The following is a 21,121-nucleotide window of genomic DNA, read 5'->3' on the forward strand; positions in this document are numbered from 1 at the left end:
CTATGAATTGGAAGTCATTGTGGCCAAAATCTTTGGTATCTCGCACCTTATGGTTAACTTTATTGGCTGTTTTTCTTGCTCAAATCATTGCAACCAGTATTTGGTATACCCAATCTAAAAAACGTGATCTAGAGGGATTACGCTCCACTTCTGCCAGTATGGCGACCATGTTTGCCTCGACGGTAAATTTCTTTCAATCGTTACCGTTAGAGTATCGTCATATTGTTCTTGAACAGTTACGTAATATGGGCGGAACGCGTTTTTTCGTCTCGTTTAATGAAGAAGAAATTAACATCACGCCAATCAAGAATACCGAACAAAAGGAAACTGCAGTATCGGTATTTAAAACCGTATTACATGAGAAATTGCCTAAACTGCCTAATATTCAAGTGGAGTTCTCACGTCCAGAAACCCTTCACGTTTTAAAAAATGATGTTTTGTTGTCTGACTTACCGCGCTCTTGGGTGCATAACACCTTAAGTTTAGAGCCGTTAAACCCACCGATCTTGGTGGTGCAAATCGAGCTAGATAAAAATCAGTGGCTATATATTGCTGCTTTATTACCTGCACCATACATGATGTTGAAGGATGAGATCATTACTCGTCAGCAATTTATCTTTTTAACTTTTAGTACCTTACTGCTGCTGTTGTTTACCTACATTATGGTGCGTAAACAAACTCGACCATTAAAGCAGTTAGCGGATGCCGCAAACTCATTAAGTCTTGATATTTATCAGCCGCCACTGAAAGAGCAAGGGGCGAGTGAGTTAGTCACGGCAACGCAAGCCTTTAACCGCATGCAGCTGCGTTTGAGGAAATATATCGAAGACAGAGAACAGTTGTTTTCCTCCATTTCCCATGATTTGAAAACCCCGATCACCCGCTTACGTTTGCGCGCAGAATTGATTGATGATGATGAGAAAATCGATAAGTTTAATCATGATCTTGATGAGTTAGAGATGATGGTAAAAGGGGCGTTGCAATGTGTGAAAGAAACCGATTTGCATGAAAACCTGACCGATGTAGATATTGAACATCTGCTAACTAGCATTGCTGAATCGCATAATCATCATGGTATTAAAGTAACTTTGCCAACCGATCCGATTTTACCTATCACAGCGAAGCCACTGGCACTAAAACGCTGTTTAAGTAATTTAATTGATAATGGTGTGAAATACGGTGAGAGCGTGGTGATCGCTACTATCGATAGTAGTGAGCAGCTAATTATTACCATTCACGATCAAGGAAATGGCATTCCTGAAGACAAACTCAAAGCGGTATTTGAACCTTATGTCCGTTTAGCGACAGACAGTAATGGGCACGGTTTAGGAATGGGGATTTCACGCAATATTATTCGTGCTCATGGCGGCAAGTTAACCATTAAAAACTCCATTAAAGGTGGTTTGTTAGTGACTGTGGTACTGCCTCGTTTATTAAAAAATGTCTGATTGTACTGCAGAGGTGAAAATGAAGATTAAACACTGGGGAGCAAGTTTATTCTTACTGTTGTTAAGTCAGCAGAGTATGGCGGAAGGTACGATTGAGGTACTGCATTGGTGGACATCTAAAGGTGAATCCAATGCTGTCGGAGTGCTTAAAAAGCGCATGGAAACCAATGGTCATTACTGGAAAGATTTTGCGATTGCTGGTGGCGGTGGTCAAAGTGCCATGACGGTCTTAAAAATGCGGGCGATCTCAGGAAATCCACCGACAGCGGCGCAGTTAAAAGGGCAAGATATTCAAGAGTGGGGACGATTAGGTTTTCTTACCTCATTAGATACGATTGCTGAGCAAGAACAATGGGATAGTGTTTTGCTACCTGAAGTTGAAGCGATCGTGAATGATTTGCAACTGGTGAAATATGATGGTCACTATGTTGCAGCGCCAGTGACGTTGCACCGTGTTAACTGGCTTTGGATCAATCCACATATCTTTAAATTAGCCGATGCCAAAGTACCAACCACGCTCGCAGAGTTTTTCGTTGCTGCGGATAAAATAAAGGCGGCAGGGTTTGTACCATTAGCTCATGGTGGTGAAGCATGGCAAGACGCAACCTTATTTGAAGCAGTAGCGTTAAGTGTATTGGGCGCACAAGGTTACATGAAAGCCTTTGTCGAATTGGATTTAACAGCACTTAGTGACGCTAAAATGGTAGAGGTTTTTCGCCAATTCAAACGTATGAAACAATACGTTGATCCTGATTCAACGGGGCGTCGCTGGAACCAAGCAACAGAAATGCTGATCCACGATCAAGCGGCCATGCAAATCATGGGAGATTGGGCAAAAGGCGAATTTGCCAGCGAGAATGAAGTCGCAGGGAAAGACTATTTATGTGTTCCTGTGCCGGGCACGCAGGGGATGTTTTCTTATAACCTCGATACCATTACTTTCTTTAAACTGAAAGGGAATGAGCAAGATAAAATCGCCCAGCAAGATCTAGCAAGAACCATACTGACACCGTCGTTCCAACGTGATTTTAGCTTATACAAAGGCTCTATCCCGGTACGGCAGGATGTACCGTTAACCGATTACGATGCGTGTTCGTTAGCATCAATGAAAGCATTTAAGATTGCAGCAAAGGATAATGCACTTGTTCCGAGCTTTTCTCATAATTTAGCGACCTCTAGTGACGTGCAAAGTGCCATTATTGATGTAGTCAGTCATTTCTTTGATGATCCAACCGCTGATCCAACATCGGCTGCTATTCGATTATCTCGTGCTGTAAAATCAGCGATGTAGTAAGGCAACATGTGAGCATTAAGCTTATAAAAAGAAAGTAAGGAGACGAAAGTGGAATATTTATCTTGTGTTGAAGTCGAGCCAAACGTACCAGCAACGGCCAGTGTGATTTGGTTGCATGGGTTAGGCTCTAATGGGCATGATTTTGAAGCGATTTTGCCAGAATTAAAATTAGCGCAAGATTCTCCGATCCGATTTATTTTCCCACATTCACCATCAATTCCCGTCACCATTAATGGTGGGATGGAGATGCCAGCATGGTACGACATTATCTCTTTAGATGTTTCTCGTAAGCTTAATGATGAACAATTAATGCAGTCAGCGCAGCGTGTGATTGATTTAGTTGAACGTGAAATTAGCCGAGGTATTCCATCGGAACGTATTGTGCTGGCTGGTTTTTCTCAAGGTGGCGCAGTGGTTTACCATGCGGCGTTATGTTTTTCTAAATCATTAGCAGGCTTATTGGCATTATCAACGTATTTCCCCACAGCGCATATTATTCAATACAGTGATGCCAATCGTCAGATCCCAATTGAGATCATGCATGGTAGTTATGATCCTGTTGTACTGCCACTATTAGGTGAAATAGCGAGAGATGATTTAATTAAAGCTGGCTATAAACCTAACTGGCGAACATATCCGATGGAGCACCAAGTATGCATGCCGCAAATTAATGATATTGCCGTTTGGTTAAAGCAAATATTGACTTAACAGTGAAATAAAAGAAACGCATCAGTACCGTCTTACTTTATAGAAAGAAGGTGCTGATGCGTTGTTGTATCTAGCGTTTATTCTTCGATTAACTGTACCGATGCTAAGTCTGAATCATCATGACTGCTACAGCGTTGATTAATGTCTTTCCATACCATCGCTCCTACCACCACACTTAATACCATGGTGGAGATTGGCATTGTTAACCAAACTCCTGCAACACCAAGGAATTTCGGTAAGAAATATAAAAACGGCAATTGGATAAGCATGTTGCTGATTGAAATAACCAAGGCTTTTGATGCTTGATTCACCGACATAAAATACATGGTGGCTAATACAATAAAACCATCTAAGAACATAGCAAACAGGTGTAAACGAATACCTTGAGTGGCTTCAAGTGTCAGTGCGCTATTGCTGCTATTGAACAAACTAATCAGTGTTGATGGGAAACTTGTTAATAACAAGAACCATGCAATACCTGCAATCACGGTGGTTTTCATCGCTAAAATTAAGGTTTGGCGGATATATTGAGGCTTTTTAGCGCCATAGTAATAACTCACTGGTGGTTGTAAGCCTTCACCAATCCCTTCTGCAACCAAGTAGTACATCGTCATCATATAACCAACAATGGCAAAAGCACCAACAGTTAACTCTGTACCATAAACCATGAATTGGTAGTTATGCAGTGCCACTACAAAGCTACCATAGAGGTACATGATCAATGCTGATGAGCCTAATGACATGATCTTTTGACTTTCAGACCATGAAAATTGAGGCAATGAGATCTTAAGCTTTAAGGTTGAATATTGTGAGCAGAAGTAAATTAAACCGCCTACACAAGTTAGTCCTTGGGCAATTAAGGTCGCAATCGCAGCGCCTTTTAACTCCCAACCCATAATGCCTAGAAATACATAATCCAGCACAATGTTAGTAAGTGCACCGATCACCAACAAAGTGGTCGCAATTTTCGGGCTATCGTCATTGCGGATCAACATTGGCATCGCACCTGCTAATACTGTAATAAACGCCGCATTACCAAAGGTTGATACATAGTCTAAAGCAAGGTGTTTAATGTCCTGCTGCGCACCTTGCAGTTGTAAAAAGTAGCCACCGAAAAACGCAAATGCAGCGAATGAGAGGCAGCTAATAATAAAGGTTAGAATCAAACCTGTATTAAAGGCTCGTTGGGCGTTAGTCATGCTTTGCTCACCACGAGCAATAGAAATTAACGTGCCACTACCTATGCCGATCATCAAGCCTAACCCTGATAGTACAAATGTGATAGGCCATGCCATATTGATGGCGGCAAGCCCTTGATAGCCCACATAGTGACCAACAAAGATCCCATCTACTATCTGATATAGCCCGTTTACCAACATTGCGGCCACGGAAGGGATGGTGTAACGCCAAAAATTTTTCGAAATATTATTCGATGAAGGAATAAACGAGGAGCTTTGCATAAATATTCTCGTGAAAATGGTCTACCCACATACTATTCAGTTGCTGGGAATAGATGTATTATCTCCGAATATTAGATTGCTCAAAGATATTAAATATCTGATTATCGGATGGATTGATTTTATGGATTGGACATTAGATCAACTCAATGCTTTTGTTATTTCAGTACAACAAGGGTCTTTTTCGGCTGCTGCTCGTCGGTTAGGTAAAGCACAGTCACGGATCAGCACTGCAATTAGTAACCTAGAGGCAGATTTAGGGTTTGAATTATTCGATCGTAGTGCAAGATTACCTGTTCTGACCCCAGAAGGTCAGCAAATGTATGAAGAGGCAAAAGTTGTATTGGCGCAGTGCGATCGCTTGCAATCACGGGCATTAACCTTAACCAAAGGTGAAGAAGTCACCTTAACAATTGCGATGGATGAAGCATCACCGCTCACAGCATTTGAAGAGTTCTTTCAGCATGTATCCGAGACATTTCCCTTATTAAAATTAACCATTATTAATGGCTCGAAAGATGATATTGCAACCCGTGTTGATGAACAGTTAGCTGATATTGGTATCCTGTTTTTTAATAAAATGTTACCGAGTAGCTTAGAATTTACGCCTATTTGTGAATTTAGCTCATCGCTAATTGTGGGAAAAAATCACCCTTTGGCACAAACAGCAGCACCTACTGTGCAGCAATTAAGTCAACATCGACAATTTTTGATTTGTGATCGTAGCGGTCGCCATCATAGTGAAGCGTTATCAGCAAATTATTGGCATATTGACAGTTATTATTCCATTACCTCTTTTGTGATGCGCAATATGGGCTGGGCATTTGTTCCCGATCATGTTTTTACTAATGAATTCTTTTCTGAAGGGGTAGTGAAGCTATCAATGGAGAATATTCCAGCATCACAATGGATTGAAATGGGGGTGGTGAAGCGGCGTGATCGTGGAACTGGACCTGTTTTGCAATGGATTCAGAAAGAGCTGAAATCTATATTTGCTCAGTAACCTTATTGTTTCTTATTGATTTAGTTTTTATGTTGATGTGGTGAGCACTGTCTAATGCGGTGACCACATTGCTATGTAGTTGAGAAGTGAAATGATGAAAGAAACGTCAGCATCTGCCTTGCCGCTAGTTATTGCAGGGCCTATTTTGCGTAAAGCAACCGCCTCACAGTTGGTCTTGTGGTTTGTTACCACCGAGCGTTTGGATGCAACGTTTTATCTCTATCAACAAGGCGAGAGCGAACCTTGCTATCAAGCTGTGATTGCCGATGAACATCAAATTCAAATCGGTGAAAAAGCATGGGTAGTATTAGCGCAGTTTGAAGGGCTGTTCCCTGTTAATACGCCTCTGTCTTATCAGTTGGTGACACAGTATGGTTTGCTGACAGAGCTTATCCCATCATTAACTTATCAAAATGAATCTGCGATTAGTTTTGTTATTAATACTAAAGCAGATTATGTATTACATGGCTCGTGTCGAAATCCGCATTATCCGAGTAAAGACAGCCTTGTTGCTGCTGATAATAAGGTGGAAGGGCTTGATATTTTAGAACGTCCAAGTCTATTAATGATGAGTGGCGATCAAATCTATGCTGATCATGTGGCAGGGCCCACACTGGATGCCATAGAGCAAGTTGTTCAATTACTAGGATTGCCTAAAGAGACATTTGAGCAAGCTTCAATTGCGGATACTGATGCGCTTTATCGCCATCCTCATCATTTGTATGGGCGTGAGAAACTCCTACCAACTTATATCGATCAAACATGGTTAGGTAAATTAATCCCTAATCGAACGGTACCGATATTTAGCTCACGGGAGTGTGAAAATCACCTGATCAGCTTTAGCGAATATTTTGCGATGTATTTGTTGGTGTGGTCGCCAACACTATGGCAATACGTTGATCGTGAACGTTTTGCTAAACAGCACTTTATCTGTGGTGGTGAACAAGTTGCGCTGAAGTGGCGTCAACAGTGGGAAAAAGAAAGCGTGATCATGGATGATTTCATTCAAGGTTTGCCACAAGTGCAACGCTTATTTGCTCATATTCCGACTTATATGATTTTTGATGATCACGATATTACGGACGATTATCAATTAAATCGACGCTGGGAAAAGGCCGCTTTTGATAATTTATTTTCACGCCGGATTATTGGTAATGCGTTAATCAGTTACTGGTTATGCCAAGCGTGGGGCAATGCTCCTGAAAAGTTTGAGTCTGCATTTATTGATGATGCAAGACGGTATTTTGCAATGCCGTGCAATGAAACCCAAGACACTTTTATTGCACGCCTTAATCAGTTTGAACAGTGGCATTATACCATTCCGACAACGCCTAAAATGGTGGTATTAGATACTCGTACACGTCGTTGGCGCTCTGAATCGAATGATAACCGTCCATCAGGCTTAATGGATTGGGAAGCCATGACAGAGTTCCAGCAAGAGCTATTAAATGAACCAGCGGTGATTATTGTCTCTGCTGCACCTATGTTTGGTGTAAAGTTCATTGAAACCTTGCAGCGTATGATGACATGGATAGGACAACCTTTATTAGTGGATGCGGAAAACTGGATGGCGCATCCGGGCTCTGCTAATACTTTGCTCAGTATTTTTACCCATACTAAAACCCCGACGAACTTCATTATCCTTTCAGGTGATGTGCATTACTCGTTTGCCTATGACATTACTTTGCGTAATCACAAAGGGAAGTTCCATATTTACCAGATCACTTGTAGTGGTTTTAAAAATGAGTTTCCAAACCGTTTACTGCGTTTTTGTGATGCAATGGATAGAGCGTTGTATAGCCCACATTCCCCATTAAATTGGTTCACCAAACGCAAAGAGTTACTGATTGAAAAGCGTGATCCTGATGTTACAGGGAGTCATCGTTTAGTGAACCGTAGTGCGATTGGCGAGTTATATTTAACGGATGATGGTGCACCTAAAAAGATCGATATTTTGACTGCAGAAGGGGAATTGATTAATTTTCCAGCACAAAAGTGAGAATAAAGTAAAGCCATGTCAATGTAATGTTATAAATAACATTTTATCTTTAAAATCATGATGTTATGTTATTTGTCGTATGAGCTGATAAATAAAAACTCTCATTTTATTTCATAATTTATAAGATCCTATTCACAAAACTGTTTAAATTAGCGACATGGTAGTGCTAGAGTAGAGTTATCGCTAAGTAATAGCTCTACACAGGATCAGGTATTTTGCTAAAACGAATTGGCCATAAATTATGTAAAGTAAAAATGTTTACATTGTTTCTCTGCTTATCTTTTATCGGATTGGCGAGTGCGCTTGTTTTTGTTGGTGAAGATACGTACGACATTGATTCCATCGTTGGTAAAGTAACCGAAACAACATCGAAATATGAAACAGGTCAGCGTAAGTTGCTACTTAAAGTAGTGTCTGATGAGGAAGATGCAGAGATTAATCTTTCGGTTGAACCGAGTATGTTTTGTCCAATTGGTGCCGATATTTTAGTCTTTAAGAAAGAATGTAAATTATTTGGCGCAACTGAATATGAATTTATTTCGTGTGGATGTCAATAACATCATTTAAATCTATAAGATTTATTTCAAATAGGTAAAAGTCTTTTACTTATTTAATTCGTGAATAAAATTGCACCCATATTTATCTTTACGTATTATCCCCCGTTATTAAATGGATAGAGAACAATAATCACGGAAGACATTAATAAGTTATGGTTATATGTGGTGCTGGATGTCTTCAGATCTTAAATACATAGGTCAAAAATTAATACATGTCGTTGCTTTAATGTTATTAATATCATTGCCTGTTTGGGTTATTCAATATGATGTATTAGAGCTAAAAAATAATATCCCCGAGCAATCTGCTACCGAATATATGGAGCAGTGTTTACTTTTCGCGACGATGTTATGTTACGGCTATATCGGTTATCAAAGTAAGCAATACCGTAAAACGTTTTATCTTATCTCTACCTTTTTTACATGTATGTTGATACGTGAGTTGGACTCATTTTTTGATAAAACAGTTCATCATGGTTTTTGGGTGATACCTGCACTTGTTACAGCCTTCTCTGCAATAAGTTATGCACTCAGTGATCGAAAGAATACGATAATTAACTTAAAGCAATTTATGGCAAATAAACATTTCCCTGTTCTTGTTTTAGGGCTCGCTATTTTATTTGTATTTTCTCGACTATTAGGAATGGGAAGTTTTTGGCATCAAATTATGGGTGATGCTTTTATGCGAGTTGTTAAAAATATTGCAGAGGAAAGTACAGAACTTCTTGGTTATACCGTTATCTTTTATGCTTCAGTAAACTATCAGTTTTTCTATCTTAACATCTTGAACAATAAGCAAAGCTGTTATAGGAATAATACAATTATTAAAAGCTGAAATATTATTCAAAAGTAAAACTTTTCTAATTTTTAATAAAGAATGGAAAATAACGCGATGTTATTTTCCATTTTTTTTGTTTCATTCTTCAAACTAAAGATATTAAATACCTAAGAGCAATAATTTGACCTATTATTGACTTGTATATGACCTAAATAAGACAAAGTTAATACGTTATTTAGATAATATGCTAGAAGCGTATTGAAACAGTATTCATGACAGAGGTGAGTATGAAAAAAACAATTATCGCTATGACTATCGCTGGTTTATTCCTTGTTGGTTGTGATCAAGCAAAACAAGATACAACAGATCCAGCATCGGTTGCGCAGCACTCAACTACTGAAATGAAAGAGCAAGTTGCAGATCAAACCAATACGGCGGTTGATGCAACCAAAGATACAGTGGCTAACGCAGCAGACGTTGTAAAAGAGCAAACCAATAAAATGGTTGATAAGGCCGCTGATATGAGTGATTCAGCAGTGCAAAAAGCCTCTGAGATGACGGATACAGTGAAATCAAAAGCGGCAGATGCGATGGATGCATCAAAACAAGCCGTGACTGACTCTGTCGATGCAGTGAAAGATAAAGCGAATGAGTTAAAAACATCGCTAACAGAATCGTCAGTAGCTGATGAAACATCAGCTGCGGTGGATAAGATGAAAGAATCTGCGTCTGATGCGAAAGATGTGGTGACTGATGAATCAAAAGCAGTAATGGATTCGGCAAAAACAAAAGCTGCAGAAGCCTCTGATGCTGTCAGCGATGCGGCAGATAGTGCAGTAAAGTCGATGAATGATTCGATGGATGAAATGAAGCATTCAGCAACAGAAATGAAAGATGCTGCTGCGGAAAAAACATCAAACGTTATTGAGTCTGTAGATAATAAAGCAGCGGCTGCTGAAGACAGTATGAAGAGTTCAGCTAATGATGCTGCAAAATCAGTTAACGATTCCGTTGATAGCATGAAAAATGCAGCAAGTGACACAATGAAGTCAGTTGATGATTCAGCAAATGCGGCAGCAGATAAAGCGGCTGATATGACAGATTCTGCAGTTGATAAGACCAAGAATGCAGCGGATGACTTAGAGAAAAAAGCATCGGATTTATTTAACTAATACTTACATTGTAAGAATTTTATAGCGAGATACCGTGATACTTAATTTATAAGAGTATCAGGGTATCTTGTTTTCGCTAAAAGGAGATATAAGATGAAAAAAACACTATTGGCAACAGCAGTACTAGGATTGGTTCTTGTAGGTTGTGATCAAGGTGCTGACAAAGCAGCGACTGATGCACCAAAAGCTGACGCACCTGCAACTGTCGTTGTTGTTGATGCATCTAAAGTAACAAATGAGGCAACACAAGCTGCGGCAGATGCGACTAAACAAGTTGCTGATGATGCGGCAAAAGCGGCGAATGATGTTGCAGATAAAACAGTTGAAACCAGCAAAGAGATAGCTGATGATGCTAATAAAGCTGCGGATGATGTAAAAGACGCAGTCAAGGATGCAACAGCAGAATCAAAATAAGTAATACAGCTAAATAGGGCTGAGAGAATGTAGAAAGCCCATATTTTTCTGTGTTATGTAAGGAGTTACAAATGAAAAAAACGCTTTTAGCTACAGCTCTTCTTGGTTTAGTACTTGTCGGTTGTGATCAAACTGCTGATAAAACATCATCGACGACAACTGCTGAAAATGGACAGCCAACCGAGATTGCTCAAGTTCATGATAATGCGAAAAACTCGCTAGATTGGATGGGTGAGTACACAGGCATTGAGCCGTGTGCTGATTGTTCTGGTATTGAAACAAGCCTGACGCTAAAAGACGACGGAACTTTCATTTTGGATCAGACTTACCAAGGTAAAGAAGCTAAACCGTTAACAACGGAAGGTAAGTTTAATTGGAATGATAAAGGCGATACGATCACGCTGAATCTTGGTGGCGGTCAAACTGCACAGTATTTTGTGGGTGAACAACGCGTCTTCCATCTCGATAAAGATGGCCAACGTATTCAAGGTGATTTAGCAGATGCTTACACTTTGAAGAAGCAAGAGCATAAATAATCTTTTGTTATTAATGACAATCAGTTTTATGCGAGAAGCCCTGTTAATTCAGGGCTTTTTATTATCTGAATAAAGCAATTATTGTCACTTGTTATGATTTATTGTGAACGTTGGATCTCTTCATCTACCCAACGTAATAGCTGTTTAATTGCCCGCGATAGCACTTGGTTTTGGCGCACAATGTAACCCAAACTGGTGGTTGGGAAATCAGGTAGCGGGGTGATTTGGGTTTTTAAATGCGGTTTAGAATGTAAAGAAAAACTCGGTACAATCGCAACCCCAAAGCCAGCTTCTGCCCAATCAATTTGCGCATCCACACTGCCTACTTCCATGACATGAAATTTGTTCAATTTCAGTAACGGTAACGCCATATCAATCAGCTCACGAGTACGGGTATCGTGGCCTAACAAAATCAGAGTCGGTTCTTCAGCCGCCAATGGCTCAGTGGGTAATGTCAGTGAAGGATCGGCAGATAATGCCTGCCAACGGGAAAGCCCATTGCCTAGTGCACACCATTTTACTTGGCGTAATTCTGTAAAGTGTAATGGCTGGCTTTCTTTCTGTGCAATAACAAAACCTAAATCTGCTTTAGCACTTTTTACCAACTCGGTAGCTTGTGATGAGGTGGTATTAAACAGTGACAAATCAATGCCCGGATATTCTTTCTTAAACGATTGAAAAGGGCTGATTAACAATAGGCGCGAAATAATATCACTGGCAGCAATGGTTAATGTGCCACGGTTGAGTTCATTGATCGCATTGAGATCTGCTTGGCAGATCTGGAGTTCCATTAAGGTATTTTCGGCACTTTGTAATAAACGTTTGCCTGCTTGAGTTAAGCGAAAAGGATTACGCTCAATGAGTTTTACCCGTGTCGTTTGTTCTAATTGTTTAAGGTGAAGACTCACATTTGGCTGGGTCATATGCAGTGCAGCTGCCGTTTTGCCGAAGTGTTGGTATTTAGCCAAGGCGACAAACGTATTGAGCCAGTGGATATCAATCATAGCAACCGTGATTACCTTAGTTGTTGATGAAACTATTCATCATACATAACATATTGAGTGGGGAAGATTAACCATACTTCAGATATGATATTCTTATCAAGTTAATAACGATTATTAATTATTCTTATTGCATTGATGGGCATAGGATAGATCGCATTGCTTTTGAGGAGATCTAAATTATGTCGTCTATTGTTGTTGTTGGTGCTAACTGGGGTGATGAAGGTAAAGGCCGTATTGTTGATTATTTAGCAGGTCAAGCTTCAGCAAGCATTCGTTTCCAAGGTGGTAACAATGCGGGTCACACCGTAGTAAACGAGTTTGGTACATTCAAACTTCACCAATTACCAAGCGGCGTATTCAACCCAGATTGTATCGCAGTATTAGGCCCTGGCATGGTGATCAGCCCTGAGAAACTGTCGTTAGAAATCGAAGAAGTAGCAACATCTGGCGTTGAAGTAAAACTTTGCATCTCAGATCGCGCAACACTATGTTTACCTCTTCACGCACTTGAAGACACACTAGAAGAACAACGTCTAGGTGACGGTGCATACGGTTCAACTCGCCAAGGTATTGCGCCTGCATACGGTGACCGTGTAATGAAGAAAGGTATTCTTGTGGGTTGGTTAAAACAACCTGAAGTGTTACGTGAGCGTATCCAATTCATGATGGATTGGAAACTACCTCAAATGAAAGCGTTATACCCATCATTTGAGTTCACTCAAACAGCAGAAGAAATGACTGAGTGGTTACTAGAAGTATCTGCACCTTGGCGTGACAGCATTACTAACGTCACTGAGCCACTAAAAGCGTTACAAAAAGAAGACAAAACACTATTGTTTGAAGCACAACTTGGTGCTGGTCGTGATCTAGTATACGGCGAATACCCTTGGACAACATCTTCAAACGTAACAGCAGCTTACGCAGGTATTGGTAGTGGTTTACCAGCCCTTCACCCTGAGCGTGTTATTGCTGTTGCTAAATCTTTCAGCTCATCTGTAGGTACAGGTACACTGATCACAGCAATGGAAGATCAAGACCAGTTCCGTGAAGATGCTAAAGAGTTCGGTGCAACAACAGGTCGTCCACGTGATATGGGTTACTTTGATGCAGTAGCAACACGTAACGGCGTTGAGTTACAAGCGGCAACTGAAATTGCCCTAACTAAGATTGACTGTCTAACAGGCATGAAAGATCTTAAGATCTGTGTTGCTTACAATGGTGATCACACTGAAAACCCAATCTGGCCTCAAACAGCAGCATTAACGCCTGTTTACGAGCAAATGAAAGGTTGGGAAGAAGACATCACTGGTTGCCGTGAATTTGACGAGTTACCAGAAGGTGCACAAGAATACATCCTTCGCATTGAAGAGCTGATGGGCGTGCCAGTGAAAATGGTCTCTGTAGGTCCTGAGCGTGATCAAATGATCCTACGCTAATTGCGAAAGTATCATTAGCATCAAAAGCGATAAATAATGAAACGGGCGTGTTGATTAACATGCCCGTTTTTTGTTGTTGATTGGCTTAACTAACATAGGGGGAAATAAGCCGGATAGTTGAAATTATTTAGCCAGTAGCGCTTGTTCTAGCGTATGTAAGCGTCGGTTTTGCTCAATCATACGGCGGATCAATTCACGTTCAGATAATGTTGTCATCAAGTGATCTTGGGCATGGACCATGATCATGCTAACCGTAAATTTATCGCCACCTAATTCACGGCGGATCATTTCCGTTTGCACTTCATGAGCCTTTAGCACGCTTTGATTGCATTTATCCATCATACCGTGCGCACCATCAAAATCGCCATCTTCCGATAAGCGTAGCGCTTCGTACGCATAACCTTTCGCTTCACCAGAATAGCTCACAATAGAGAACACAATACGTTCTAGATCTTCGCTGATATCTACTGTTTCTGTTGTCATTGGATGTCCTTAAATCGTTGTTATTATTTTTGATGGGCCCAGACTACCACAGCGAAAAAAAACAGCTATGAAACTTCATTTCACTTTATTTGTGAAATGAAGTTTCATTGACGGAAAAAGATAATCGCTTATTAATATTCCTGTTTAATAAATTTAAAAATAAAGGAAAGTGTGATGAATATCTTATTAGTGTGTGCTGGTGGCTTCTCTACAACCATGATGATGGAAGAGATGAAAAAAACGATCAATAACAGCGCAAAGTTAAACATTGACGATTTTTCAATGGAAGCTATTCCCGTTGACCGTTTAAAAGAAAAAGTTGATCACTATGATGTTATTTTAGTTGGTCCACAACTTGGTCACAAATATACTCAAATTCAAGCTGTATCAGAAGAACATAATAAACCGTCAGTATTACTCACCGCTGAAATTTACGGCGCAATGGATGGTGCAACCGTATTAAAGCAAGCGTTATTGGCACATAAAAAACATCAAACCGCCATGGCTTAATGCTATTTATCTTCTTTTCCCTACACAGAAGAAATATGAGTGAGCTGTTAATGAGCACAGTTCACTCCCTCACTATTTGTAGTAAATATAAAGGTCTTTGCTATGAGTGTATTTGCGAAATTTGAAAACCTCATTGGGCGTATTCTCGTACCCATTGCTGAAAAAATAGATAAACAACCCCATTTAAGTGCGGTAAAAAAAGGCATGGTGGTATTAACACCAATCCTATTATTGGGCTCCATGGCTTACCCATTAAAAGCGCTAAAAAACGTATTTTCAGATTCTGTTGCTGTTCAAGAATGGTTTGCAAATAACGTTTATCTTATTGATTTACTAATTAAATTCTCCCTTGGTTTTATTGCAATATACACTGTTATCGCGATTGCTTATTTCCTCAGTGAGGGTTATAAAATCTACACAGTTGGTGCGATAGCCTTGTCACTGTTTGCCTTCTTAATCATGACAACCTCGGTGAATACTGATGGTTCATTAGATGTGAAGTTCTTTGACTCAAAAGGTTTATTTACTGCCATCTTTATTTCTATTGCCTGTGTGGAAATATATCGCTTCTTTACCAAACATAAGCTAGTAATAAGAATGCCAGAAGGTGTGCCTGATTTTGTTTCAAGCTCTTTTGAACTCATTACACCTACTGCCTTTATTGCAATTCTATTCTTAACATTGCGTTATTTTATTGCTGATGTAACCGGTGGTTTATTATTACCTGAAATAGTGATGGATGTATTAGCCCCTGTTGTGGGTAGTTTAGATAATCTATTTGTAGTGTGGTTTGTGATCATGCTGAGACTATTATTCTGGTTCTTTGGTATTCACTCTGCGGTATTAAGCCCGATCCTTTCTCCTATTTTTGTTCAATATTTATCAGAAAACATTGCAGCGAAACAAATAGCTGCTGAGCTTCCTCACTTTGTGACAGGTGGTACATTCTCAGCGTTTGTAAACTTTACTGGTTCTGGTGTGACGCTAGGTTTAGTTATTGCCATGATGATCGCAAAAACACAACGTTATCGAAAAGTCGGTCAAGTCTCATTAGTGCCTAGTTTATTCGGTATTAATGAACCTGTGTTATTTGGCGCACCAATTATCTTAAACCCAATCTTATTTATTCCGTTTGTACTGGGTGGCTCATTAATTGGTTTATTCCCATTAGCATTAATGAAATATGGCTTCTTAGCAAAACCGTTCTTTGATCCACCGTATCTGCCTTTGTTCTTTGAAGGGTACTTAACAGGTTTTGACTGGAAGACGCCGTTCGTACAAATGATCCAGATTGTTGCTTCGTTCTGTGTTTACTACCCATTCTTTAGGATCATGGATAAACAAGAAATGGCACGTGAAGCACAACTAAAAGCAGAAAAAGAGAAGAAATCTGTCTTTAGCAAGAAAGATGAAGAACTGTTGGATGAACTGGGATTAGATTTCTAATCCTCAACGAGAGTGGCGCTGATGAAGACGTTTGATTTAACCCCATTTTCTGAACAATGTGATGCCTTATTAGTGAGTGATTGTCACAATAAGCGTTACCTAACTGACTTCGCTGGTAGTGGTGGACATGTGTTGATCACGGCAAATACCAAAGAGTTGTTGGTACCAGGAAAATACGTTGAGCAACTGAAACATCAGTGCCATGACTATGCTGTGATCAATTGTGATGAATTAGGCTTTCTGGCTTGTTTAGAGCAACGTTTAGCATTTCACCAAATTCAATACTTGGGTATTGAGGCAAATAGCCTGAGTTACAGTGACTTTTGTAATTGGGAGCCTGCTTTAACTGCATGTTTAGTCCCCCTCCAACACAGTGTTGAGCTATTAAGACAGACCAAAACAGCGGCAGAAATTCAACGAATTGAATACGCTTGTGCCATTACAGAAAAAGCCATAGAGCAGGGGCTTGAAGCGTTTTATCAAGGTATAACTGAAACGGATCTAGCACTACATATTGAATGGGCTGCACGACGTTTAGGTGCAGATAGCATTGATTTTCTTATTGTGGTGTCTGGTGAACGTGGGGCATTTCCTCATGGACGACCAAGTGCTAAAACTATCGAATATGGTGAGCTGGTTACTATTGATTTTGGCATTGTTTACAAAGGGTATCACTCTGATGTGACTCGTACATTTTGTGTGGGTGAAATATCAGAAAAACAGCAAAAAATCTTTGATATTGTGTATAAAGCGCAGCAAATTGGCGTGAACATGTTAGCGACTGGTGTTTCAACTCGTGTTATAGACTCTGCAGTTCGTGAGTATATTTCACACTGTGGTTATGGTGATTATTTTAGTCATGGTTTAGGGCATGGCGTGGGATTACAAGGCCATGAATTTCCATTACTAAATCAGCAACATGACGCAATTTTACAACCCGGTATGGTTGTTACCATAGAGCCGGGTATTTACATTCCTCAATTTGGTGGTGTGCGTATTGAAGACACCTTAGTTATCACCGCCAACGGTGCAAAAAGTTTAACTCATCTTCCTCGCCAACTCCGTGATATTTCACGTAACTTTACATCGCCTTTACTTAAGGAAATTGTTAATGAATACAGCATTAATGACAGCGCTCACTAACGCTCATGGTCCTTCTGGGCGTGAAGATGAAGTACGCAGTGTGATTTACCATGAGCTAAAAAATTATGTTGATGATATTCAATTTGATGGGTTAGGTAGCGTGATCGCAAGGCTAAATAACCAAGCGACGGGGCCAAAAGTCGCGGTGATCGCACACATGGATGAGGTGGGTTTTTTGATCCAACATATCACCACTGATGGCTACTTAAAATTGTTCAAACTTGGTGGCATTGATCCGTATATTGCATTAAATAGCAGGATTGAGATCAAAACCCGTTCGGGTAATAAGTATCAGGGCATCATCTTTACTGATAAACCATTAACGAATTTAAGTATGGATGATCTGTTTGTCGATATTGGCGCTGTTAACCTGCAAGATGTATTGGCAATGGGGATTGAAATTGGTGATAGCGCAGTCTTTGCAACTCGCACCCATGAACTAAATAATAGCGGTAATTTTGTCTCAAAATCGTTTGATGATCGTATCGGTTGCTTACTTGGGATGGAATTATTACAAAGCCTTGCTCAGCAGCCATTAGATTGTGATTTGTATTTTATCGGCAGTGCACAAGAAGAAGTAGGGACTAAAGGCGGTAAAACCGCAACAGATAAACTACGTCCTGATGTTGTTATTGTGTTAGATGTCGCTTCTACCAAACATACGCCTAGTTCGCAGTCAGGGCGAAGAGTGTACGGTAAAGGTCCTTGTTTAGTTGTCGCTGATAAATGTGCTTTGGCTCATTATCCATTATTCAATTATGTTAGTGATGTGGCTCGTGAGAATAATATTGATGTGCAGCGTGATTTCTTAGCTGGCGGTGGTACTGATAATGGCTCGGCAACTTTGGTGGGAGAAGGTATTGCGGGTATGGCAATTATCTTACCGGTGAAGAACTGTCACAGCCCTTATACTTTAGTGAATAAAGCAGATTATGAGACCTGTTTATCATTGTTAGAAAACACGGTAAAAGGTTTAAATGCTGAGAGATTAGCGAGTTTTTATCGTTATCTGTGACATGAAATAATAAGTAATGGCTAGTACGGATAACTAGCCATTATTTTTACCTTGTTAAAAGGTCACACCCGCTTTAATCACAATCCCTACCATCATGGCAAAATAGGCTAAGAAGCCTAAAAAGTTACCTACCCAAATAGTTGGGTTCTTATGGTAGAGCCCATAGATAAACCACAATAGTGAAATCAGTGCATACATCGACCAAGTCGTTAACGACAACCCATGAGCATGATTGGGATGGGAGATAAAAAGCTTATACAACTGAGGTAGAGTAGCTATTGGGCTGACTAACCCCATAAACAGCATGATAGGCTCTAGTCTCTTCCCTAAACTATCCAACAGCGACATATTACTTTACCTCTTTCACAAATTTTAACGCTAAGACATTGATGGTTAATGTAATTCAAGCTTAGTTTGGTTATTGAAGAAATGCTAAAAAATGTCTTTTGGTATGTGATTAAATCGCTTGGCTATAGTGGTCTTTATGCGCTTTTCGGCTCACCATACTTGCAGTATCGCAATAAGTGCATTGCTATTGGAAATTAAATGATCAGGGTGGTGGGTTATTAATGCGGGCTCTGCGTTATATCCCCAAGTTACCGCAATACTGCTGATTTTCGCTTTTTTTGCGGCTTTGATATCTCGGATCTCATCACCGATATAGAACACGTCTTTGTTTTGCCAACCGTTGTCTTTGATAAGTTTGCGAATGGCTTTAACTTTACCAAAGACGCCAACATCCGAGACAATTTCACTGAAATAGGCTAATTCATTCTGGTCTAAAAACGATTGGATATTCTGATTTGAATTTGAACTCAGAACAGCCAGTTCGCAGTCTGGTGCGAGAGCTTGGAGTGTTTCTTGCCAATCAGATGCTAATGGTAAGGTTTTGATCTTTTTTGACATATAACTGCGAATAAACTGTGTTACTGCAGGCACTCGATACAGTGGCAAGCCAAGAAACTTAAGAATTTGTAAGGCACTGTAGTGGCGGAAGGGTTCAATTTCATCATCTTCAACGTTACGAAAACCGTATTTAGTATGAGCAGCACGCATAGCTTCGATAAAAAGATCAAAACTGGCTGCTAAAGTTCCATCGAAATCTATGATGACTTTCTTGTTATTGTTCATTGCGAGCTTCTATTTATTATTGTTTTAAAGTCAATAACACTATGAATAGTATGGTTATCCGTCATGCTAAGTGTTTTTGTATTGCTTCGATTACGGTCTTAACTCGATTAGGCACAAATTTGTTGGCGTATGTGCCAAGGTAGATTTTCTCACTGACTTGATGAGTTAGTGAGAAGGTCTTGATTGCCTCTTGTTGATGAAAAGCCTCGACCGCATAACGAGGTAATACCGTAAAGCCCAATCCCAGTTTTACTGGCTCGATAATCAGATTAATTTGGTTGGAAAAACCTGATTGTTTGAATTGCTCAATATGTTGAAATTCAGGGAAATTAACGCTGAGTAGTTGGCTGGCATGATAGATCCCATCAGGGTGATTAATAAAGCCAAGTTTGAGTAAATTTTCCCAACTAGCAGTTGTGATATGGGCAGGTGTTACCAGTAGTAAATCTTCACTACCAATGTGATTAAGTGTTATGTCCCCTTTGCCAGCAAGGCTTGTCATTAAGCCAATATCAATCCGTTGTTCAGCGATCATTTTTTCTATTTCATGGTTAGGAGCAAAGCGATAATCAATGATCAGATCAGGATGTTGTTGCTGAAAAGCCAGTAATTGAGGGTAAAGCTTTAATCCCACGCTACCCGGAGAGGCTATTCTCACCACACCTTCATAGCTAGGATCTTCACTAATCCGTTTATCTAAATCCGTCAGCGATTGCACAATAGTATTGGCTTCACTGTATAAGCGTTCACCTGCATTCGTGAGGGTGAATTTTTTACCGTGGCGCGTAATAAGAGGCTGATCTAAATACTGCTCTAATTTACGAATATGCTGGCTGACTCCAGACTGAGTCATAAAGAGTTTCTCTGCGGTATGGGTGAAATGCCCTGTTTCAACCAAAGTACAAAAGCTACGTAACCAAACAGGATTTATCATTACAAAACGTACTCATAATTATGATATATGATAATTTTACATAATAACGTTCGGTTTGTAACCTAGCAGTCATCAACAACGAGCAATAAGAAGAGATCAACGATGACGACACAAACTTACCCACGTAGCTTTTCTCATATTGGTATTTCAGTGCCAGATTTAGAAGCGGCAGTAAAATTTTATACTGAAGTATTAGGTTGGTATTTGATCATGGAGCCCACTGAGATCGTGGAAGATGATTCAGCGATTGGTGAGATGTGTACCGATGTGTTCGGAAGTGGTTGGGAGCGTTTTCGTATCGCTCATTTATCAACAGGTGATCGTATTGGCGTTGAGCTGTTTGAATTTAAAAACCAAACTAACCCTGAAGATAATTTTGAGTACTGGAAAACAGGTATTTTCCACTTCTGTATTCAAGATCCAAATGTGGAAGAATTAGCGGAAAAGATTGTGGCTGCAGGTGGTAAGAAACGCATGAAAGCACCACGTTTTTACTATCCAGGTGAAAAGCCATATCGCATGATCTATATGGAAGACCCATTTGGTAATATTTTAGAAATTTACTCTCACAGTTATGAGCTTCACTACAGCGCTGGTGCTTACAAATAAAATCAGTAAGCAGAATATACGCAATAAAAAAGCACTGATGATCTCAG

The 21,121-nt window shown here is 39.9% G+C and carries 22 protein-coding genes; 16 read left to right on the forward strand and 6 right to left on the reverse strand.

Annotated elements, in window-relative coordinates:
- The first annotated feature begins 2 nt into the window (after window positions 1-2).
- The 3 genes from Q7657_RS02485 to Q7657_RS02495 are packed head-to-tail and all read left to right on the forward strand — an operon-like array spanning window position 3 to window position 3,450.
- Window positions 3-1,448: an ATP-binding protein gene (locus Q7657_RS02485; RefSeq protein WP_107166049.1), complete on the forward strand. Its 1,446-nt coding sequence runs from the start codon at window positions 3-5 to the stop codon at window positions 1,446-1,448.
- Between the two features lie 19 nt (window positions 1,449-1,467).
- Entirely contained in the window at window positions 1,468-2,739 is a 1,272-nt protein-coding gene (locus Q7657_RS02490) for an ABC transporter substrate-binding protein (RefSeq protein ID WP_107166176.1), read from the forward strand.
- A 51-nt stretch (window positions 2,740-2,790) separates the two neighbouring features.
- Window positions 2,791-3,450, forward strand: a complete 660-nt coding sequence (locus tag Q7657_RS02495; RefSeq protein WP_107166048.1) for an alpha/beta hydrolase — start codon at window positions 2,791-2,793, stop codon at window positions 3,448-3,450.
- Window positions 3,451-3,527: 77 nt separating this feature from the next.
- On the opposite strand, the gene Q7657_RS02500 is transcribed toward Q7657_RS02495, so the two are convergent.
- Window positions 3,528-4,910, reverse strand: a complete 1,383-nt coding sequence (locus tag Q7657_RS02500) for an MATE family efflux transporter (protein ID WP_107166047.1) — start codon at window positions 4,908-4,910, stop codon at window positions 3,528-3,530.
- A gap of 121 nt (window positions 4,911-5,031) precedes the next feature.
- Here Q7657_RS02500 and Q7657_RS02505 point away from each other — a divergent pair, with 121 nt between their 5' ends.
- From Q7657_RS02505 to Q7657_RS02535, 7 genes are all read left to right on the forward strand, one after another.
- Entirely contained in the window at window positions 5,032-5,910 is an 879-nt protein-coding gene (locus tag Q7657_RS02505; protein ID WP_053988725.1) for a LysR family transcriptional regulator, read from the forward strand.
- Between the two features lie 91 nt (window positions 5,911-6,001).
- Window positions 6,002-7,909: an alkaline phosphatase D family protein gene (locus tag Q7657_RS02510; RefSeq protein ID WP_107166046.1), complete on the forward strand. Its 1,908-nt coding sequence runs from the start codon at window positions 6,002-6,004 to the stop codon at window positions 7,907-7,909.
- Window positions 7,910-8,124: 215 nt separating this feature from the next.
- Window positions 8,125-8,466 carry a hypothetical protein gene (locus Q7657_RS02515; RefSeq protein WP_237458765.1) on the forward strand — a complete coding sequence of 114 codons (342 nt, stop codon included), beginning with the start codon at window positions 8,125-8,127 and terminating at the stop codon, window positions 8,464-8,466.
- Window positions 8,467-8,638: 172 nt separating this feature from the next.
- The gene (locus Q7657_RS02520; RefSeq protein WP_107166045.1) at window positions 8,639-9,298 is read left to right on the forward strand and encodes a hypothetical protein; all 660 of its coding nucleotides are present in this window, start codon (window positions 8,639-8,641) and stop codon (window positions 9,296-9,298) included.
- A gap of 230 nt (window positions 9,299-9,528) precedes the next feature.
- A complete protein-coding gene (locus Q7657_RS02525) occupies window positions 9,529-10,413 on the forward strand; it encodes a hypothetical protein (RefSeq protein WP_107166044.1) in 885 nt (294 codons plus the stop codon).
- A gap of 93 nt (window positions 10,414-10,506) precedes the next feature.
- Window positions 10,507-10,827 (forward strand): hypothetical protein, encoded by a 321-nt coding sequence (locus Q7657_RS02530; protein ID WP_053988729.1) that lies wholly within the window; start codon window positions 10,507-10,509, stop codon window positions 10,825-10,827.
- A 71-nt stretch (window positions 10,828-10,898) separates the two neighbouring features.
- Complete coding sequence (locus Q7657_RS02535) at window positions 10,899-11,363, forward strand: copper resistance protein NlpE (protein ID WP_023935215.1); 465 nt, start codon at window positions 10,899-10,901, stop codon at window positions 11,361-11,363.
- A 98-nt stretch (window positions 11,364-11,461) separates the two neighbouring features.
- On the opposite strand, the gene Q7657_RS02540 is transcribed toward Q7657_RS02535, so the two are convergent.
- A complete protein-coding gene (locus tag Q7657_RS02540) occupies window positions 11,462-12,367 on the reverse strand; it encodes a LysR family transcriptional regulator (RefSeq protein ID WP_053988730.1) in 906 nt (301 codons plus the stop codon).
- Between the two features lie 179 nt (window positions 12,368-12,546).
- Between Q7657_RS02540 and Q7657_RS02545 the strand changes: the two genes are divergently transcribed.
- Window positions 12,547-13,803, forward strand: coding sequence for an adenylosuccinate synthase (locus tag Q7657_RS02545; protein ID WP_107166043.1), 1,257 nt, complete (start codon window positions 12,547-12,549; stop codon window positions 13,801-13,803).
- A 123-nt stretch (window positions 13,804-13,926) separates the two neighbouring features.
- Here Q7657_RS02545 and Q7657_RS02550 read toward each other — a convergent pair whose 3' ends face one another.
- A complete protein-coding gene (locus tag Q7657_RS02550) occupies window positions 13,927-14,286 on the reverse strand; it encodes a PTS lactose/cellobiose transporter subunit IIA (protein ID WP_107166042.1) in 360 nt (119 codons plus the stop codon).
- 174 nt (window positions 14,287-14,460) lie between these two features.
- Between Q7657_RS02550 and Q7657_RS02555 the strand changes: the two genes are divergently transcribed.
- The 4 genes from Q7657_RS02555 to Q7657_RS02570 all read left to right on the forward strand — a co-directional run bounded on the left by Q7657_RS02555 (window position 14,461) and on the right by Q7657_RS02570 (window position 18,400).
- Entirely contained in the window at window positions 14,461-14,796 is a 336-nt protein-coding gene (locus Q7657_RS02555; protein ID WP_107166041.1) for a PTS sugar transporter subunit IIB, read from the forward strand.
- 102 nt (window positions 14,797-14,898) lie between these two features.
- The gene (locus Q7657_RS02560) at window positions 14,899-16,242 is read left to right on the forward strand and encodes a PTS sugar transporter subunit IIC (RefSeq protein ID WP_053988734.1); all 1,344 of its coding nucleotides are present in this window, start codon (window positions 14,899-14,901) and stop codon (window positions 16,240-16,242) included.
- Between the two features lie 21 nt (window positions 16,243-16,263).
- A complete protein-coding gene (locus tag Q7657_RS02565) occupies window positions 16,264-17,385 on the forward strand; it encodes a M24 family metallopeptidase (protein WP_107166040.1) in 1,122 nt (373 codons plus the stop codon).
- Window positions 17,354-18,400, forward strand: coding sequence for a M42 family metallopeptidase (locus Q7657_RS02570; protein WP_107166039.1), 1,047 nt, complete (start codon window positions 17,354-17,356; stop codon window positions 18,398-18,400). The genes Q7657_RS02565 and Q7657_RS02570 overlap by 32 nt, the downstream gene beginning before the upstream one ends.
- A gap of 54 nt (window positions 18,401-18,454) precedes the next feature.
- Here Q7657_RS02570 and Q7657_RS02575 read toward each other — a convergent pair whose 3' ends face one another.
- The 3 genes from Q7657_RS02575 to Q7657_RS02585 all read right to left on the reverse strand — a co-directional run bounded on the left by Q7657_RS02575 (window position 18,455) and on the right by Q7657_RS02585 (window position 20,465).
- Window positions 18,455-18,748, reverse strand: coding sequence for a SemiSWEET transporter (locus Q7657_RS02575; RefSeq protein ID WP_053988736.1), 294 nt, complete (start codon window positions 18,746-18,748; stop codon window positions 18,455-18,457).
- A gap of 150 nt (window positions 18,749-18,898) precedes the next feature.
- On the reverse strand, window positions 18,899-19,531 hold the full coding sequence (locus Q7657_RS02580) for an HAD-IA family hydrolase (RefSeq protein WP_107166038.1): 633 nt from the start codon (window positions 19,529-19,531) through the stop codon (window positions 18,899-18,901).
- Between the two features lie 61 nt (window positions 19,532-19,592).
- Entirely contained in the window at window positions 19,593-20,465 is an 873-nt protein-coding gene (locus Q7657_RS02585) for a LysR family transcriptional regulator (RefSeq protein ID WP_107166037.1), read from the reverse strand.
- A 102-nt stretch (window positions 20,466-20,567) separates the two neighbouring features.
- Here Q7657_RS02585 and Q7657_RS02590 point away from each other — a divergent pair, with 102 nt between their 5' ends.
- Window positions 20,568-21,074 (forward strand): lactoylglutathione lyase family protein, encoded by a 507-nt coding sequence (locus Q7657_RS02590; protein ID WP_053988739.1) that lies wholly within the window; start codon window positions 20,568-20,570, stop codon window positions 21,072-21,074.
- The last annotated feature ends 47 nt before the right edge of the window (window positions 21,075-21,121 follow it).

Origin of the sequence: Candidatus Photobacterium acropomis (assembly GCF_030685555.1) — a bacterium.
Taxonomy (GTDB): domain Bacteria; phylum Pseudomonadota; class Gammaproteobacteria; order Enterobacterales; family Vibrionaceae; genus Photobacterium; species Photobacterium lucens.